The sequence below is a fragment of the Xanthomonas sp. NCPPB 1068 genome, assembly GCF_041479385.2.
Taxonomy (GTDB): Bacteria; Pseudomonadota; Gammaproteobacteria; order Xanthomonadales; family Xanthomonadaceae; genus Xanthomonas; species Xanthomonas cannabis.
On record NZ_CM192986.1, the window covers coordinates 2,123,214 to 2,139,700 of the forward strand.

Below are 16,487 nucleotides of genomic sequence, written 5' to 3' on the forward strand. Positions count from 1 at the left end.
GTGCCGCGTCTGATGTGGGTTGCTGCATGTCTTATCGAGTGATTGCCGTTGCCGCCGCGCTGTGCGGGTGGGCAACGGCGGGGACGGCCATGGCGGCCGATGCCATGGCTGGCTCTGCGGTGCCGCCGTTGGGTGCACTGCGTGCCGGCCTGATCGATGCCCTGGCGCGTCAGGCGCCGTCGCTGGACCGCCAGGTGCTGGCGCTGGCCACCGAGGCCTTGCAGTGCGCGCGGCAGCGCCAGCAGGTGGGCGCCGAGCGGGTGCTCAGCGTCATCGATTACAGCCGGCCCTCGACCGAACGCCGCTTATGGGTGTTCGATCTAGACAAGCAGCGCTTGTTGTTCCAGGAGTGGGTGGCGCACGGGCGCAACACGGGCGAGAACCTGGCGGCGAAGTTTTCCAATGCCGACGGCAGTTTCCAGTCCAGCCTAGGTGCATTCACCGCGCAGGAATCGTATACCGGCCACAACGGCTACTCGCTGCGGCTCAAGGGCCTGGAACCTGGCTTCAACGACCATGCGCGCGACCGCGCCATCGTCATCCACGGCGCGCCCTACGTCAGCGAAGCCATCATCCGCAGCCAGGGCCGGCTGGGCCGGAGCCTGGGCTGCCCGGCCGTGCGGCCGGCGGTGGCCAGGCAACTGATCGATACCTTGCGCGAGGGTGCCTTCGTGTTTGCCTACTACCCGGACCGCGCCTGGTTGCGTCAATCGCAACTGCTCAGCAGCGGCTGCGGCGGATCGGTGGCGGGGACGGTGGCCGGGCGCTGACTGACGGCGTGCGGGGTGACAGCGGCAGGCGACTTGCGATCAGCGTGAGGCGCAGCGGCTCTGTTCGTCAGCGCTCACACCGTATCGCCGGCCAGGCTGCGTAACGCGGCGTAATCCAGGATCTGCACCAGGTGCAGCTGCGGTAGCGCGATCAGCTGCTGCTGCCGCAGCTTGGTGAAGGTGCGGCTCACCGTTTCCATGGTCAGCCCGAGATGGTCGGCGATGTCGCCGCGGCTCATCGGCAGCGCCACGGTGTCGCCGCTGGCGCCGGGCTGGGTGGAGCGTGCGGCCAGGCGGAGCAGAAAGTGCGCCAGCCGTTCGCTGGGCTGCAGGCGTGCCAGCAGCAGGCCGGTGTCCTGTGCGGCGGCCAGTTCCATGCTTGCGCGTTGCAGCAGCTTGCGCTCCAGCTGCGGGTAGCGATCGCGCAACTGCCGCATCTGCGCCAGCGGCGTGCGGCACACGCGGGTCTCGACGATGGCCTCGATGTCGTGGCGGTGCTGCGGGGTTTCGGTCAGCCCCACGTAGTCGCCGGGCAGCACGAAGCCGGTGATCTGGCGGCGCCCGTCGGCCAGGGTGCGCACCATGCGCAGGGCGCCGGAGGTGACGGTGTAGACGTGGTGGCGCGCCTCGCCGGCACGCACCAGGGTGCTGCCCGGGGAATAGCCCGAGGCGCTGGTGACTTGCTCGAGTGCGTCCATTTCCTGCGCCGACAACGCCGCGCAGACCGCGCGGCCGCGCACCGCACACAGCGTGCAGTCGGAATGACGTGCGTCGCTGCCGGCCGCCGCGCTTGGGGTCGGGCAGGTCACGCTGGGGTCTGAAAGCTGCCGGTACATGGGTCACGCACTGCCTGGGACGCGTGTGAATGATACGCCATGCGGTCAGCGCGGCCGCCCAACCGGTAGAATTGCCGGCTCGCCCCCAGTCGTCATGCAGGAGTTTCGCTCGTGATCAAGCCCCGTACGCCGCCCGGCATCATGGAATTGCTGCCACGCGAGCAGATCGCGTTCCAGCGCATGCTGGACGTCATCCGCCGCAATTACGAGCGGTTCGGGTTCCTGCCGGTCGAAACCCCGGTGTTCGAGCTGTCCGATGTGTTGCTGACCAAATCCGGCGGCGAGACCGAGCGCCAGGTGTACTTCGTGCAGTCCACCGGTGCGCTGGCCAATGCCGCCGCTGCGGCCGACGAAGGCGGCGAGGGCGGGCTGCCCGAGCTGGCGCTGCGTTTCGACCTGACCGTGCCGCTGGCGCGGTACGTGGCCGAGCATGAGCACGACTTGAGCTTCCCGTTCCGCCGCTACCAGATGCAGCGCGTGTATCGCGGCGAGCGGGCGCAGCGCGGGCGTTTCCGCGAGTTCTACCAGTGCGACATCGACGTCATCGGCAAGGACGCGCTGAGCATCCGCTACGACGCCGAGGTGCTGGCGGTGATCCACGCGGTGTTCGCCGAACTGGGCATCGGCGACTTCAAGGTGCAGTTGAACAACCGCAAGCTGCTGCGCGGCTTCTTCGAAAGCCTGGGCGTGGCCGAGGGCGAGCTGCAGCTGGCGGTGCTGCGCGAGGTCGACAAGATCGACAAACGGGGCGCCGATTACGTGCGCGACACGCTGACGGGCGAGGGCTTCGGCATTGCCGCCGAGCAGGTTGCCAAGATTCTCGCCTTCGTGGCGGTGCGCTCGAACGGGCACGCCGATGCGCTGGCGCAGCTGCAGGCGCTGGAAGCCTCGGTCAGCGCCAGTGCCACGCTGGGCGAGGGCATTGCCGAATTGCGCGAGGTGCTCGAGCTGGTCAAGGCGCTGGGCGTGCCGGAGAGTGCGTACTGCCTGAATTTCTCCATCGCGCGCGGGCTGGACTACTACACCGGCACCGTCTACGAAACCACGCTCACCGACCACCCGCAGATCGGCTCGATCTGCTCGGGCGGCCGTTACGACAGCCTGGCCAGCCATTACACCAAGTCCAGATTGCCCGGCGTGGGCATCTCGATCGGCCTGACCCGCCTGTTCTGGCAGCTGCGCGAGGCCGGCCTGATCCGGGGCATCGCCGAAAGCAGCGTGCAGGCCATGGTCGCGCTGATGGACGAAACCCGCCTGGAGGACGCGCTGGACATCGCGCGCCGGCTGCGTATCGGTGGCATCAACACCGAAGTGCAGATGGAGCCGAAGAAGGTCGGCAAGCAGTTCCAGTACGCCGCGCGTGCCGGCATCCGCTTCGTGGTGCTGGCCGGCGACGACGAGCTGGCGCGCGGCGTGGTGGCGGTGAAGGACCTGGTGCGCGAGCAGCAGTTCGATGTCGCGCGCGACGAGCTGGCGAGCACCTTGCAGGTGGAGCTGGAGCAGGCCAAGGTGATGCCGTAAGGCAGGTGGTCGTCGCTGGTTTTTCGATGGCCGGCGCACGCAATTCAGCATGTGAACTGATTGGCGGTGCTGCACCAGGTATCGCCCCCATCCGCCCTGCGGGCACCTTCCCCCGCAGGCGGAAGAAGGGCGGCGGGTCCGCCGCATCCGAAGCGCCTTGCCTTGCTCCCTTCTCCCGTTGACGGGTGAAGGTCAGCGGGTGTCCTCCGCCGCGCCCGAGGCGCCATGGATTGCTCCCTTCTCCCGTTGACGGGAGAAGGTGGCGCGCAGCGCCGGATGAGGGGCGTTGGGGCTTTCCTGCAACTTAGCTGAGAGGCCGGGGGGCACAACGCCTCACCCCGGCAGCAACGGGGGCGCCTTCCTCGCAGGTGGGGTAAGGGCAGCTTGGTCGGCCCTCCTTGCAACAACGTGAGGGCAGTCGAGCGCAACGCCGCATGACGGGACACCAACCGAACTGACCTACTGTCACCGCCGCAGCAGGTGACAAGCGCCACCGTTTGCGTTAATGTACTAACACGCTATTACATTAACGCAATGAAACAACGACCAGCCCCCCGCGAAAGTACCGACGTCGCCGCCTCCCTCAAGATGCTGGCCGACGCACTGGCCTGCCTGACCGAGCCCGGCGCGGTCGAAGCCTTCCTGCGCGATCTGTGCACACCCGCCGAACTGGAAGCCATGGGCGACCGCTGGCGGGTGGTGCCCTTGCTGGTCAAGGGCGTGCCGTATCGCGAGATCCACGAGCTGACCCAGGTCAGCGTGACCACCATCGGGCGCGTTGCGCGCACGCTGGAACATGGCGCCGGCGGCTACGCCGAGGCCCTGCGCGAGCAATCGTCGCGCCCTGTCGAATCCCACTGAGAGAACAACATGAGTGCTTCCACGGCAGCACCGGCACGTGACCGGTTGCGTATCGCCATCCAGAAGAGCGGCCGTCTGGCCGAGCCGGCGCGCAGCCTGCTGGCCGCCTGCGGGCTGAGCTGGCGGCAGAGCCGCGACAAGTTGTTCTGCTACGGCGAATCGCTGCCGGTGGACTTGCTGCTGGTGCGCGACGACGACATCCCCGGCCTGATCGCCGACGGCGTCTGCGACCTGGGGATCGTCGGCCAGAACGAGCTGGACGAGCAGGCCTCGGCGCGTCGTCGCGCTGGGTTGCCGGCCGCCTACCACGCGGTGCGCGGCGTCGGTTTCGGCCAGTGCCGGTTGATGCTGGCCGTGCCGGAAGAATGGGAGTGGCAGGGCGTGGCGCAACTGGCGGGCAAGCGCATCGCCACCAGCTACCCGGCGATCCTGGCCGACTGGCTGGAGCGGCAGGGCATCGATGCGGCGGTGGTGGAGTTGTCCGGCTCGGTGGAAATCGCGCCGCGGCTGGGTACCGCCGATCTGATCTGCGATCTGGTCTCCAGTGGCGCCACCCTGGCCGCCAACCAGCTCAAGCCGGTGGAGCTGGTGATGGAAAGCGAGGCGGTACTGGCTGGCGCCGTGCGCGAGCCGGCGGACGCACGCGCGGCGCTGCTGGCGATGCTGCTGCGGCGCATGGACGGCGTGCTCAAGTTGCGCGATAGCAAGTTGCTGATGTTCCGCGCCGAGCAGACCCATGTGGATGCGCTGCGCCGGCTACTGCCCGACGCCGACCCGCTGGTGCAGTTGCCCGACGACGGCAACGGCGCGCTGCGGCTGCAGACCATGTGCCACGGCGCGGTGACCTGGCAACGGTTGGAAGAGCTCGAACGCGCAGGTGCGCAAGGCTTGATGGTGTTGACGGTGGAGCGCTCGCTGGCATGAACATTCTCGATTGGTCCCAACTCGACAGCGCCGCGCGCAGCGACGCATTGACGCGCCCGGTGCAGACCGTGGCCACACAGACGCGCGACGCGGTGGCTGCACTGATTGCCGATGTGCGCGCACGTGGCGATGCCGCATTGCGTGAGATCACCGCACGTTTCGATGGCGTGTCGCTGCAGAGTTTTATCGTCAGCGAGGCCGAATTCGCCGCTGCCGAGGCCGCGGTTGCCCCCGAACTGCGCCAGGCCATGCAGGACGCGGTGGCGCGGATCGACACCTTCCACCGCGCCGGCATGAGCGCCGGCTACGCCGTGGAAACTGCGCCTGGCGTGGTCTGCGAAAAGATCGTGCGCCCGATCGGGCGGGTCGGGTTGTATGTGCCGGCAGGCAGCGCACCGTTGCCGTCGACCGCGCTGATGCTGGGCGTTCCCGCACGGCTGGCCGGTTGCCGCGAGGTCGTGCTGTGCACGCCGCCGCGCAAGGACGGCAGCGTGGACCCGGCGGTGCTGGTGGCCGCGCAGCTCACCGGCGTGCGCCGCGTGTTCAAGCTGGGCGGTGCGCAGGCGATCGCGGCGATGGCGTATGGCACCGAGTCGGTGCCGAGCTGCGACAAACTGTTCGGCCCGGGCAACAGCTTTGTCACCGAAGCCAAGCAGCAGGTGGCCCAATCCGGCGCAGCCGCGATCGACATGCCGGCCGGTCCCTCCGAAGTGCTGGTGATTGCCGATGCCGGCGCGCAGCCGGCGTTCGTTGCGGCCGACCTGCTGTCGCAGGCCGAACACGGCCCGGATTCGCAGGTGTTGCTGCTATCGGACAGCGATGCGTTGATTGCAGCCGTCAAAGCGCAGTTGGACGTGCAGTTGGCGCAACTTTCGCGAGCCGACATCGCACGCCAGGCCTTGGCGCAATCGCGGCTGATCAAGGTGCAATCGCTGGACGACGCCTTTGCGATCAGCAACCGCTATGCCCCCGAGCATTTGATCCTGGCGTTGCGCGAACCGCGCGCGTGGCTGGCTCAGGTGGAAGCGGCGGGCTCGGTATTTCTTGGCGATTACACGCCCGAAGCGCTCGGCGATTACTGCAGCGGCACCAACCATGTGTTGCCGACCAGCGGCGCGGCGCGCGCGTACAGCGGCGTGAGCGTGGCCAGCTTCCAGAATATGGTCAGCGTGCAGGCCGCCAGCAAGGCCGGTATCGACGGCATCGGCGAATGCGCCTTGATTCTGGCACGCGCCGAAGGTCTGGATGCGCACGCCAATGCAGTGGCACTGCGGATGGGAGTGGCAGCATGAGCACCGCATCGGTTCTGGAGTTGGTGCGCGAAGATCTGCGCGCCTTTGCGGGGTATTCGTCGGCGCGTACCAGCGCGTTGCAGGGAAATGTCTGGCTCAACGCCAACGAGTCCGCATGGGGAAATCCGGCCGACCCGGGCGCCAGCACGCGGCGCTATCCGGATCCGCAGCCCAAGGGTTTGCGCAGCGCGCTGGCGGCGCTGTACGGCTGCGCGCCCGAGCAGCTGTTGATTGGCCGCGGCAGCGACGAGGCGATCGATCTGCTGGTGCGCGGGCTGTGCGTGCCGGAGCGCGATGCGGTGGTGGTGACGCCGCCGGTGTTTGGCATGTATGCCGTGTGCGCACGGCTGCAGAACGCGCCGTTGCTAGAAGTGCCGCTGGTCGATGGGCCCGACGGTTTCCATGCGGATATCCCGGCAATCATCGAGGCAGCGTTGGCCGCGCGTGCCAAGTTGGTGTTCCTGTGTTCGCCTTCCAACCCGGCCGGTTCGGCGATCAGCCTGGAAGACATCGAAACCGCCTTGCAGGCCTTGCAAGGCAAGGCGCTGGTGGTGGTCGATGAAGCCTACGGCGAGTTCTCCGATGTGCCGTCCGCAGTGAGCCTGCTTGCGCGCTACGACAATCTCGCTGTGCTGCGTACGCTCTCCAAGGCGCACGCGTTGGCGGCGGCGCGTATCGGTACGCTGATCGCCAATGCCGAGTTGATCGCCTTGCTACGCCGCTGCCAGGCGCCGTATCCGGTGCCGACGCCGTGTGCCGCGATGGCCGAGCAGGCCTTGTCTGCACCGGCGCTGGAGGTCACACGTCGACGCATCGCGGAGGTTCGTACTGAACGCGAGCGCATGCACAAGGCGCTTGCGCAGCTCGCCGGCGTGCGCCAGGTGTACCCCTCGCAGGGCAACTTCCTGCTGGTGCGTTTCGACGATGCCCAAGCCGCATTCCAGGCGCTGCTGGAGGCAGGCGTGGTGGTGCGCGATCAACGCGCAGTGCCGCAGCTGCACGATGCATTGCGCATTACCCTGGGCACGCCGGAACAGAACGTGCGCGTGCTGACGGCACTGCATGCCGCGCAGGAGGCTGCCGCATGACCCCGATTCTTTTTGTCGACCGCGACGGCACGCTGATCACCGAGCCGGCCGACTACCAGATCGACGCCTACGAAAAGTTGCGCTTTGTCGACAACGTGATTCCGGCAATGCTCAGGTTGCGCGACGCCGGCTATCAGTTCGTCATCGTCACCAATCAGGACGGCCTGGGCAGCGAAAGCTATCCGCGTGCGTCCTTCGACGGCCCGAACAACCTGATGCTGCAGATCTTCGCCAGCCAGGGCATCGAGTTCCGCGACGTGTTGATCGACTGCAGCTGGCCGGCTGACAACGCCCCCACGCGCAAGCCCGGCATCGGCCTGATGGTGCCGTATCTGCAGGACCGCACGATCGACTGGGCACGCTCGGCGATGGTCGGCGACCGCATCACCGACATCCAGTTCGCGCAGAACCTCAATATCCGCGGCTTCCAGCTGCGTACCGACGAATTCGGCGGCGAGTGGGACTGGCCCGGCATCGCCCATGAGCTGGCCGATGCGCCGCGGCGCGCGGTGGTTCAGCGCAACACCAAGGAAACCAAAATCCGCGTCGAGCTTGACCTGGACCGCGTCGCCGAACCGCATACCGCCACCGGCCTGCCGTTCTTCGACCACATGCTGGAGCAGATCGGCAAGCATGGCGGCTTTGCGCTGGATATCCGCGCCGACGGCGACCTGCATATCGACGAGCACCACACCATCGAAGACACCGGCCTGGCATTGGGCCAGGCGCTGCGCGAGGCGCTGGGCAACAAGCGCGGGATCGGCCGGTATGGGTTCGATCCGGCTGAAAGCCCCTGGCTTGCAGCAGGGCCGGGCGCGCAGCATGGCTTCACGCTGCCCATGGACGAAACCATCGCCAGCGCCGCGCTCGACTTCAGTGGCCGGCCGTATTTCGTGTTCGAAGGCGACTTCAAGCGCGAGCGCGTGGGCGACATGCCCACCGAGCTGGTACCGCATTTCTTCCGCTCCATCTGCGATGCCTCGGGCTTGAACCTGCATCTGAGCGTGCGTGGCGAGAACGATCACCACAAGGTGGAAGCCTGTTTCAAGGCATTGGCACGCGCATTGCGTCAGGCGATCCGCCGCGAAGGCAACGCGCTGCCGTCCACCAAGGGTGCGCTATGACCGATGTCGCATTGATCGATGCCGGTGGCGCCAATCTGGGTTCGGTGCGTTATGCGCTGGAGCGGCTGGGCGTGGAGGCGCGGCTGGTGCGCGATGCGGCGGGCCTGCAAGGCGCCGAGCGGGTCATCCTGCCGGGCGTGGGCGCCGCGCCGGAAGCGATGAAGCGCCTGCGCGCACAAGGCTTGGTCGAGCCATTGCGGCAGCTGCAGGTGCCCTTGATCGGTATCTGCCTGGGCATGCAGCTGCTGTTCGAGCGCTCCGAAGAAGGCGATGTGGAGTGCCTTGGCCTGGTGCCGGGCATCGTGCGCCATATGACCCCGGCGCTGGGCATCCGTGTCCCGCACATGGGCTGGAACCAGCTGGTGCCAATGCGCGACTCGGCGCTGCTTGCCGGCCTGCCGGAGCGCGCCAGCGCCTATTTCGTGCATGGCTACGCCGCGCCGGTGACGGCCGATACCGTGGCTGCCTGCGATCACGGAGGCCTGTTTACCGCCGTCGTGCAGCAAGGCTTGCGGTGCGGCGCGCAGTTCCATCCCGAGCGCTCGGCCGACACCGGTGCACGCATCCTGCGTAATTTTCTTGAGATGAGTTTTCCATGAGTTTTACCGTCTATCCGGCGCTGGATATCCGCAACGGCCGCGTGGTGCGCCTGCTGCAGGGCGATTACGCACGCGAAACGCAGTACGGCGACGACGTGTTGCCGCGCGCGCAGGCGTTTGCCGATGCCGGCGCACAGTGGATGCATCTGGTCGATCTGGATGCCGCCAAGGCCGGCGGCTACACCCTGGCAGCAACCCTGGGCGAGATCGCGCGCCAGACCGGCCTGCAGGTGCAGACCGGCGGCGGCGTCCGTTCACGTGACGATGTGGCGCGCATCCTCGATGCCGGTGCGGCGCGCGTGGTCATCGGCTCGCTGGCGGTGCGCGAGAGCGACACCGTGATCGGCTGGCTGCAGGAGTTCGGCGCCGACCGGTTGACCATTGCGCTGGATACGCGCCAGGACGCGCACGGCGTGTGGCAGCTGCCGGTACATGGCTGGACCGAAGCGGCCGACGCCACGCTGGATCACCTGGCGGTACGTTACGCGCAGGCCGGCCTCCAGCACCTGTTGTGCACCGACATCGCGCGCGACGGCATGTTGTCCGGCCCCAACATGGCGCTGTACGCGCACCTGCGCGGGCTGGTACCGCAGCTGCAGGTGCAGGTCTCCGGCGGTGCACGCCATCTGGCCGACGTGGTCGCTGCCAAGGCATCCGGGTGCGCCGGCATCGTGCTGGGCAAGGCCTTGCTTGAAGGACACCTGGATCTCAACGAGGCATTGGCATGCTGAGCCGCCGCATCATTCCATGCCTGGACGTGCGCGATGGCCGCGTGGTCAAGGGCGTCAAGTTCCGCGACCATATCGACATGGGCGACATCGTCGAGCTGGCCCTGCGCTATCGCGCACAGGGCGCCGATGAGCTGGTGTTCTACGACATCGGTGCCAGCCCGGAAGGCCGCTCGGTCGACTACACCTGGGTCGAGCGCGTGGCGCGGCTGATCGATATCCCGTTCTGCGTTGCTGGCGGCATTCGTGATGTGGAAACGGCGCGTGCGGTGCTGCACGCCGGGGCCGACAAGATTTCCATCAACTCGCCGGCACTCGGGCGCCCGCAGCTGATCTCCGAACTGGCCGACGCCTTTGGCGTGCAGTGCGTGGTGGTGGGCATCGACTCCATTCGCGAGGAAGACGGCCAATGGCGGGTGCGTCGCTATACCGGCGACCCGAGCAAGACGCAGGCCTTGCCCATGCGCACGCTGGACTGGGTTGCCGAAGCGCAGCGCCTGGGTGCCGGTGAGATCGTGCTCAACTGCATGGACAACGACGGCGTGCGCCGCGGCTACGACCTTGCCCAGCTGCGTCAGGTGCGTGCGCTCTGCCGGGTGCCGTTGATCGCCTCCGGCGGCGCCGGCGAGATGCAGCATTTTGCCGACGTCTTCGACCAGGCCGATGTGGACGGCGCGCTGGCCGCCAGCGTGTTCCATAGCGGGGCCATTCCCATTCCGGAACTCAAGCAGTTCCTGCGCGCGCAACAGATCGAGGTACGTGATGGACAGTGACACCGTGGCAACCGGCGACGCCTTGCAGGCGCTGGACTGGAGCAAGGGCGACGGGCTGTTGCCGGTCGTCGTGCAGGACGCCGACAACCTGCGTGTGCTGATGCTGGGCTACATGAATGCCGAAGCGCTGGCGGTGACGCAGCAGCGTGGCGAAGTGACCTTTTTCAGCCGCAGCAAGCAGCGGCTGTGGACCAAGGGCGAAAGCTCGGGCAATGTGCTGCGCGTGGTGACCATCGAAGCCGATTGCGACGCCGACACCTTGCTGGTGCTGGCCCGTCCGCACGGGCCGACCTGTCACCTGGGCCGTACCAGCTGCTTCCCAAATGCGCCGGGGCAATTCCTGGGCAGCCTGGATGCGCTGATCGCCACGCGCGAGCACGAGCGCCCGCATGGCAGTTACACCACCAAGCTGTTCGAGCAGGGCATCCGCCGCATCGCGCAGAAGGTGGGCGAGGAGGGTGTGGAAACCGCATTGGCAGGCGTAGTGCAGGGCGATGCCGAACTGCTCGGCGAATCGGCCGACCTGCTGTACCACCTGATCGTGCTGCTCCGCGCGCGTGGGCTGGGCCTGAGCGACGCGGTGGCACTGCTGGAGTCGCGGCACAACTAACACGCCGCCGTAGGAGCGCACCCGGGCGCGACAGGGCTTGCTGGTAAAGCCCTGTCGCGCCCGGGTGCGCTCCTACGGTGCTGTGCGGGACGCGCGATTTTCCGGGCCTGCACCGCGCGCGGCGGGCCGGCGGGTACAATTTCCGCCGGTCTTGCCGCGGTACACCACATGCAGCTTCGCTTCGCTCTATTGGCCCTGGGGTTGCTTGGGGGCAGCGCGTACGCACGCGACGTCATGATCGATGGCTCCGTCTACGAAGAGCGCGACGGGCGTGCCGGCCGCAGTGCGGATGAGCCGGGTCTTGCCGGTATTGCGGTGTCCAACGGTGAGCAGATCGTGCGCACCGATGTACAGGGGCACTACCGCCTGCCGGTGCGCGATGGGCAGACGGTGTTCGTGATCAAGCCGGGCGATCGCCGCTTTGTCCCTGCCGCCGACGGGCTGCCCGGGTTCTGGCGCCACTATGCGCCGCGCGGTTCGGTGACCCACAAGTATCAGGGCATCGCATCCACCGGCCGCTCCACGCAGGGCTGGGATTTCGCACTGACGCCGCGCGCGGACGCTGGCGGCAACGGTTTCGACATGCTGGTGTTCGCCGACAGCCAGACCGCCAGCCTCACCGATGTGGGCTATTACCAGCGCGATATCGTGGCACCGCTGGTCGGCAAGACGTCCGCGCGCCTGGGGACCACGCTCGGCGACATCGTCAACGACGATCTGAGCCTGTATCCGGCCCTGAACAAGGTCACGACCCAACTGGGCGTGCCCTGGTTCCATGTGCCCGGCAATCACGACCTCAACATCGATGCCGGCGACGATCTGCAGTCGCTGGACAGCTGGCGCGCGGTCTATGGCCCGGACACGTATGCGGTGGAAGAAGCCAATGCGAGCTTCGTGTTTCTGGACGACGTGATCTATACCCCCGGCGGCAAGCCGGCGTATGTCGGCGGCCTGCGCGAGGATCAGTTCGTGTTCCTGCAGCACTACCTGGCGCAGGTGTCGCGCGAGCGGCTGCTGGTGCTCGGCATACATATCCCGCTGTTCGATGCGGCGCCGGGGCAGGAGACCTTCCGGCATGCCGATCGCAGCCGTCTGTTCGCGCTGTTGAAGGATTTCCCGCATGTGCTGGTGCTCAGTGCGCACAGCCACACCCAGCGGCACGTCGATCACGGCGCCGACGAAGGCTGGCACGGCGCACGCCCGCTGCACGAATACAACGTGGGTGCGGCCTGCGGTGCGTTCTGGTCGGGGGTCAAGGACGCCGACGGCATCCCCGATGCGACGATGAGCGACGGCACGCCCAACGGCTATGCGGTGCTGAACGTAGCGCCGGATGGCAACTACACCTTGGCCTACCACGCGGCACGCGCAGCCGACGACGCGCAACTGCTGCTGCATGCGCCCAAGGTGCTGCGACAGGGCGCATATCCGGCCTGGGGCATCTACGCCAATGTGTTCATGGGGCAGGACGATACCCGCGTGGAGATGCGCATCGACAACGGCGCATGGCAACCGATGAAACGACAGGAGCGCGCCGACCCGGGGCTGCTGGCCGAAAACGTGCGCGACGATAGCGCTGACCGGCTACGTGGGTACGACCGCTCACCGGAAGCGACGCCCTCCACACATCTGTGGCGCGGCGTGTTGCCGACCACCCTTGAGGTGGGCGAGCACCGCGTGGACGTGCGCGCGCACCTGCCCACCGGGCAGTACAGCGCCCACACAGTCTATCGCCTGCAACGCGCCGATCCGTAAATGCCGGCGCGGTGGGCTGGCGCACGGATGTGCGTTGGTTCGTGGTCACGCGTGCGGCCGATCGAGAGCCCGCACGTGACACCGTAAGGTCGGGTGCGTGCGTTGCACCGTCGGACCGGTCAGGCAGCGCGGTGAGGCCTGTGTTGCCGGCCGCGCGAGAGCATTGACGCAGCGCTCCGTTGGCCGCGCGCATGCGCCTGTGCAGCCAACGGGCAAGCGCCACCCCGGTGGCAGAAACACAAACGCCTCCACAAGGGAGGCGTCTCAGGACCCGGGCTGGCAGGCGTCGGCGCGCTGGCGGGGATCTGTGCTGGCTGGCAGAAGCTGGCTGGCCCGGCGAGTGTAGCGAGACCCTGGAATTGCTGACGAAATGAGAATTAGTCTCAGTTTTTCGTGGCCGAAGGTGGTGATGGGGCCGTTGGAGCAGACGTCGGCGGGGTCGTCCCCTTGCCGACGTTGCTGCTGGTGTCCGGGCTGCTGCTGCCCGGGCCACCGTCGTTGGCCGGCTCGGCGTCGGCATCCGGATCGATGTCGACCGGCGGATACGGATAGGCGAGGGCAGGCCCAAGTCGCAACCCTGCACGCCAGTGCGCCAACACCGGTGCGATGCGCTTGCCGAGCGATTGCTGCGGCAACGAGGGCAATTCGCCGTCCTGCTTTTCGCGCGCGGTGATGGCAGCCCTGGCCATGTCGAAGGCCGCAAGCGGGTCGTCGCTGCGGTTCATCGCATCGATCAGCCAAGCCTGGCCGAAGTAGGTGGCGTTGGACGTATTGCCGCAGCCGAAGGACGGCCGATCCGCCCGCGCGGCGGTCAGGATCACGGTGTCCGGCGAACGCAGCGCCGGGATGAATCCGCCCGAATAACAGGCCGACAGCACGATGATGCGGTTGCCGATGCCGGCATCGTCCAGTGCGGTGCGCAGATCCTGCGGGCTGATGAAGTCTTCTTCATTCTGGTCCACCTGCACGTACAGCGTGTGGTCTTCGGTGCCGTGCGTGGTCACGAACAGCAGCAGCGCATCTTCCTTGCGGTCCATGCGCTTGCCTATCGCAGCCAGCGTGTCGTAGAGGTTGTCGTAGGTCGCCAGTGGCGCGTACGGATGCTCGCCCAGGTTGTCCGGGTTGTTGACCAGCGTGACCACGCGGCCGCGTGCGTCGAAGCGTTGCTCGAACAGTTGCTTGAGGTAGAGCGTTTCGTTGCGGAAGACATCGTCGCTGGCATCGCCGGCAAAGCCAACCACGTACAGATCGGTCACGCCTGGGCGCTGCGGCTGCACCGCCGCCAGCGCTTTTGCAAGTGCGGCCTGGTCGATCGGGTCCGCCTCGGCTGCCGTGTTCGCGGCCGGCAAGGCCGCGCCGGCATCGGGGTGGCATCCGGCCACCAGGACGGCCATGGCCAGCAGTGCCAAGATCCGACGAAGCAAGCGGTGCGCCGGCGGCAGGAAATGGACTCTCACAAACAACGCCGATGCCTCTCGAAGACGGATGGACACAGCGCTCGACCAAGGCGTCTTGTCGCGCAACTGCTGCGTCAAGCGGAATCGGCCTTGCGCACGCCGGCTGCATTGCGAGCAGCCGGTGTGCGCAATGACGCCACGTTTCAGAACACCAGCTGCGAGAAGCTCTCCACGCGCTGGTGGCTGCCGACATCGTCGGCCGAGCGCGGCGTGGGGTAGTCCTCCAGGCGGTCCAGCAACGCGGTGCGCATGCCGGCGCGCTTGGCCGCGTCGAGTTCTTCGATCACATCCGACAGGAACAGGATCTCCGGCCCCGGCACGCCGATGCGCTCGGCAATTCGGCGGTAGCTGGCGCTCTCGCGCTTGGGCCCCACCTCGGTGTCGAACCAGTCGGTGATCAGGCCGCTCAGATCGCCGGCGTCGCTGTGCGCGAAAAACAGCTTCTGCGCCGGCACCGAGCCGGACGAATACACGTACAGCGGGATGCCCTGCGCATGCCAGGCCTGCAGCTGGATCGCCGCATCGGCGTAAATGTGCGCGGTGAAATCGGCTGTCTTGTAGCCATCGCCCCAGATCAGCCCCTGCAGGGCCTTGAGCGCGGTGTGCTTGCGGTCCTCGTCGATCCAGGTCTGCAACGTGGTGATCAGCACGTCGTCCGGCACGTCCTCGCCGATTTCGTCGGCCACCTGGTTGAGCCAGTGGCGCACCTGCGGATGATTGCCGTGCTCGCGTACATACGCGGGCATGGCGCGGCGTGCATACGGAAACAGCACGTCCTTGACGAACGAGATGCTGCTGGTCGTACCTTCGATATCGGTGAGGATCGCGTGCGGTCGTGTCATCGTCAGCTGGCCTTGTGAGGTTTCTCGGGGGCGTAGCGGGGGAATTGTTTGGCGATTTCGGTGCCGGTGAAGTGGCCGACCCAGCCATCCGGCTCGGTGAAGAAGCGGATCGCCACGAAGTGCGGCTCCGGCCCCATGTCGAACCAGTGCAGGGTGCTGTCGGGCACGGCGATCAGATCGTCCTTGACGCACTCGATCTCGTAGACCTTGTCGTCCACGTGCAGCGTGAACAGGCCCGAGCCGGCGACGAAGAAGCGCACCTCGTCTTCCTTGTGGAAGTGCTCGTCCAGGAACTTGGCGCGCATTTCCTCGCGCTTGGGGTTGTCCGGCGCGATGCTCACCACGTCCACGGTCTTGAAGCCGCGCTCGGCACTGATGCGGTCGATGTCGGCGCGATAGGCCGCCATCACCTGCTCGGGCGTGGCGCCCGGTTCCACCGGTTCGCTGGCGTGCCAGCGCTCGAAGGTGACGCCGATCTTGACCAGCTCGGCGGCGATCGCATCGCCGTCGCGGCTGTCGAATTCCGGGGTGGTCGGGTTGGTGTCGGCGAAGATACGCAGTCGGCTCATGGCGGTCTGGCTCACGAATGGGGGACGGACGATGATCAGCGCGGGCCGCGCAATTTCAGCAGTTCGAGCTCGCAATGCAGCAGGAATTCGAACGCCTCCAGATGACGACGTGCCTCGGCCATGTTGCGGCCCCAGGCATACAGCCCGTGTCCTTCGATGAGATACCCCCACATGCTCTGTTTGTCCAGCAAGGCCTCGACCTGCGCGGCCAGCACCTGCATGTCCTGGGTATTGGCAAATACCGGCACCTCCACCGCGGTCTCGTGGGTGGTGTTGCCGTCGAAGGCCTTGAGCAGCTCGTAGCCTTCCAGCCGAATCACGCCGGGGCCGGCATACAGGCGCGAGGCGATCGTCTGCACCGGCGAATGCGTGTGCAGCACGCAGCCGATCTCCGGAAACCGGCGATACAACTGGGTGTGCAGCAGGGTTTCCGCGGAGGGCCGCAGCGGACGGCCAACGGCCTGGCCATCGAAGTCCACCACCATGATGTCTTCCTCGACCAGGCGGCCCTTGTCGCGGCCGGACACGGTGATGGCGGCGTGCTGCTCGTCCAGGCGATGGGAGAAGTTGCTGCTGGTGGCGGGCGTCCAGCCGGCCTGGGCCAGCTCGCGGATATTGCCGATCAACAACTGCGCCAGCTCGTGCAGGCGGGCGGCGCTATAGGGCAGGGGGGCAGTGGTCGCATTCATGCGGCTATTCTACTGCCCCACCGGATTACGGTCAGGTGCAGCGCAGCAG

General features: G+C 67.0%; 17 protein-coding genes. 12 read left to right on the top strand and 5 right to left on the bottom strand.

The window, feature by feature from the left end:
- The first annotated feature begins 26 nt into the window (after positions 1-26).
- Positions 27-770 carry a murein L,D-transpeptidase catalytic domain family protein gene (locus ACCQ12_RS09105; RefSeq protein ID WP_372383427.1) on the top strand — a complete coding sequence of 248 codons (744 nt, stop codon included), beginning with the start codon at positions 27-29 and terminating at the stop codon, positions 768-770.
- A gap of 74 nt (positions 771-844) precedes the next feature.
- Here the strand turns inward: ACCQ12_RS09105 and ACCQ12_RS09110 are convergent, their stop codons facing one another.
- Complete coding sequence (locus ACCQ12_RS09110) at positions 845-1,510, bottom strand: Crp/Fnr family transcriptional regulator (RefSeq protein WP_179455422.1); 666 nt, start codon at positions 1,508-1,510, stop codon at positions 845-847.
- Between the two features lie 207 nt (positions 1,511-1,717).
- Here ACCQ12_RS09110 and hisS point away from each other — a divergent pair, with 207 nt between their 5' ends.
- The 11 genes from hisS to ACCQ12_RS09165 all read left to right on the top strand — a co-directional run bounded on the left by hisS (position 1,718) and on the right by ACCQ12_RS09165 (position 12,881).
- Positions 1,718-3,127 carry a histidine--tRNA ligase gene (gene hisS, locus ACCQ12_RS09115; RefSeq protein WP_372383428.1) on the top strand — a complete coding sequence of 470 codons (1,410 nt, stop codon included), beginning with the start codon at positions 1,718-1,720 and terminating at the stop codon, positions 3,125-3,127.
- 534 nt (positions 3,128-3,661) lie between these two features.
- A complete protein-coding gene (locus ACCQ12_RS09120) occupies positions 3,662-3,988 on the top strand; it encodes a YerC/YecD family TrpR-related protein (protein WP_047696305.1) in 327 nt (108 codons plus the stop codon).
- Positions 3,989-3,997: 9 nt separating this feature from the next.
- The gene (gene hisG, locus ACCQ12_RS09125; protein WP_228313889.1) at positions 3,998-4,912 is read left to right on the top strand and encodes an ATP phosphoribosyltransferase; all 915 of its coding nucleotides are present in this window, start codon (positions 3,998-4,000) and stop codon (positions 4,910-4,912) included.
- Positions 4,909-6,204 (top strand): histidinol dehydrogenase, encoded by a 1,296-nt coding sequence (hisD, locus tag ACCQ12_RS09130; protein ID WP_372383429.1) that lies wholly within the window; start codon positions 4,909-4,911, stop codon positions 6,202-6,204. The genes hisG and hisD overlap by 4 nt, the downstream gene beginning before the upstream one ends.
- Positions 6,201-7,292 (top strand): histidinol-phosphate transaminase, encoded by a 1,092-nt coding sequence (hisC, locus tag ACCQ12_RS09135; protein WP_372383430.1) that lies wholly within the window; start codon positions 6,201-6,203, stop codon positions 7,290-7,292. Before hisD ends, hisC begins: the two co-directional genes overlap by 4 nt.
- Complete coding sequence (gene hisB, locus ACCQ12_RS09140; RefSeq protein WP_372383431.1) at positions 7,289-8,416, top strand: bifunctional histidinol-phosphatase/imidazoleglycerol-phosphate dehydratase HisB; 1,128 nt, start codon at positions 7,289-7,291, stop codon at positions 8,414-8,416. Before hisC ends, hisB begins: the two co-directional genes overlap by 4 nt.
- Entirely contained in the window at positions 8,413-9,015 is a 603-nt protein-coding gene (gene hisH / locus ACCQ12_RS09145) for an imidazole glycerol phosphate synthase subunit HisH (protein WP_166750914.1), read from the top strand. The genes hisB and hisH overlap by 4 nt, the downstream gene beginning before the upstream one ends.
- Entirely contained in the window at positions 9,012-9,746 is a 735-nt protein-coding gene (gene hisA, locus ACCQ12_RS09150; protein WP_047696296.1) for a 1-(5-phosphoribosyl)-5-[(5-phosphoribosylamino)methylideneamino]imidazole-4-carboxamide isomerase, read from the top strand. Before hisH ends, hisA begins: the two co-directional genes overlap by 4 nt.
- A complete protein-coding gene (gene hisF / locus ACCQ12_RS09155) occupies positions 9,740-10,516 on the top strand; it encodes an imidazole glycerol phosphate synthase subunit HisF (RefSeq protein WP_184374198.1) in 777 nt (258 codons plus the stop codon). The genes hisA and hisF overlap by 7 nt, the downstream gene beginning before the upstream one ends.
- Positions 10,506-11,126, top strand: a complete 621-nt coding sequence (gene hisIE, locus ACCQ12_RS09160; RefSeq protein WP_047696293.1) for a bifunctional phosphoribosyl-AMP cyclohydrolase/phosphoribosyl-ATP diphosphatase HisIE — start codon at positions 10,506-10,508, stop codon at positions 11,124-11,126. Before hisF ends, hisIE begins: the two co-directional genes overlap by 11 nt.
- 168 nt (positions 11,127-11,294) lie before the next feature.
- Positions 11,295-12,881 (top strand): calcineurin-like phosphoesterase C-terminal domain-containing protein, encoded by a 1,587-nt coding sequence (locus ACCQ12_RS09165; RefSeq protein WP_372383432.1) that lies wholly within the window; start codon positions 11,295-11,297, stop codon positions 12,879-12,881.
- 383 nt (positions 12,882-13,264) lie between these two features.
- Here the strand turns inward: ACCQ12_RS09165 and ACCQ12_RS09170 are convergent, their stop codons facing one another.
- The 4 genes from ACCQ12_RS09170 to ACCQ12_RS09185 all read right to left on the bottom strand — a co-directional run bounded on the left by ACCQ12_RS09170 (position 13,265) and on the right by ACCQ12_RS09185 (position 16,438).
- Positions 13,265-14,275, bottom strand: coding sequence for a C13 family peptidase (locus ACCQ12_RS09170; protein ID WP_372383586.1), 1,011 nt, complete (start codon positions 14,273-14,275; stop codon positions 13,265-13,267).
- Positions 14,276-14,481: 206 nt separating this feature from the next.
- A complete protein-coding gene (gene mtnC, locus ACCQ12_RS09175) occupies positions 14,482-15,180 on the bottom strand; it encodes an acireductone synthase (protein WP_039410249.1) in 699 nt (232 codons plus the stop codon).
- A 2-nt stretch (positions 15,181-15,182) separates the two neighbouring features.
- Entirely contained in the window at positions 15,183-15,749 is a 567-nt protein-coding gene (locus ACCQ12_RS09180) for a 1,2-dihydroxy-3-keto-5-methylthiopentene dioxygenase (protein WP_039410252.1), read from the bottom strand.
- Positions 15,750-15,784: 35 nt separating this feature from the next.
- On the bottom strand, positions 15,785-16,438 hold the full coding sequence (locus ACCQ12_RS09185) for a methylthioribulose 1-phosphate dehydratase (protein ID WP_039410254.1): 654 nt from the start codon (positions 16,436-16,438) through the stop codon (positions 15,785-15,787).
- Positions 16,439-16,487 lie beyond the last annotated feature (49 nt).

What these genes read in the sequence shown, in the direction of transcription:
- ACCQ12_RS09105 (WP_372383427.1), top strand. Translation starts at nt 27, where the DNA reads ATGTCTTATCGAGTGATTGCCGTTGCCGCCGCGCTGTGCGGGTGGGCA.
- ACCQ12_RS09120 (WP_047696305.1), top strand. Translation starts at nt 3,662, where the DNA reads ATGAAACAACGACCAGCCCCCCGCGAAAGTACCGACGTCGCCGCCTCC.
- hisG (WP_228313889.1), top strand. Translation starts at nt 3,998, where the DNA reads ATGAGTGCTTCCACGGCAGCACCGGCACGTGACCGGTTGCGTATCGCC.
- hisD (WP_372383429.1), top strand. Translation starts at nt 4,909, where the DNA reads ATGAACATTCTCGATTGGTCCCAACTCGACAGCGCCGCGCGCAGCGAC.
- hisC (WP_372383430.1), top strand. Translation starts at nt 6,201, where the DNA reads ATGAGCACCGCATCGGTTCTGGAGTTGGTGCGCGAAGATCTGCGCGCC.
- hisB (WP_372383431.1), top strand. Translation starts at nt 7,289, where the DNA reads ATGACCCCGATTCTTTTTGTCGACCGCGACGGCACGCTGATCACCGAG.
- hisH (WP_166750914.1), top strand. Translation starts at nt 8,413, where the DNA reads ATGACCGATGTCGCATTGATCGATGCCGGTGGCGCCAATCTGGGTTCG.
- hisA (WP_047696296.1), top strand. Translation starts at nt 9,012, where the DNA reads ATGAGTTTTACCGTCTATCCGGCGCTGGATATCCGCAACGGCCGCGTG.
- hisF (WP_184374198.1), top strand. Translation starts at nt 9,740, where the DNA reads ATGCTGAGCCGCCGCATCATTCCATGCCTGGACGTGCGCGATGGCCGC.
- hisIE (WP_047696293.1), top strand. Translation starts at nt 10,506, where the DNA reads ATGGACAGTGACACCGTGGCAACCGGCGACGCCTTGCAGGCGCTGGAC.
- ACCQ12_RS09165 (WP_372383432.1), top strand. Translation starts at nt 11,295, where the DNA reads ATGCAGCTTCGCTTCGCTCTATTGGCCCTGGGGTTGCTTGGGGGCAGC.
- ACCQ12_RS09170 (WP_372383586.1), bottom strand. Translation starts at nt 14,275, where the DNA reads ATGGCCGTCCTGGTGGCCGGATGCCACCCCGATGCCGGCGCGGCCTTG.
- mtnC (WP_039410249.1), bottom strand. Translation starts at nt 15,180, where the DNA reads ATGACACGACCGCACGCGATCCTCACCGATATCGAAGGTACGACCAGC.
- ACCQ12_RS09180 (WP_039410252.1), bottom strand. Translation starts at nt 15,749, where the DNA reads ATGAGCCGACTGCGTATCTTCGCCGACACCAACCCGACCACCCCGGAA.
- ACCQ12_RS09185 (WP_039410254.1), bottom strand. Translation starts at nt 16,438, where the DNA reads ATGAATGCGACCACTGCCCCCCTGCCCTATAGCGCCGCCCGCCTGCAC.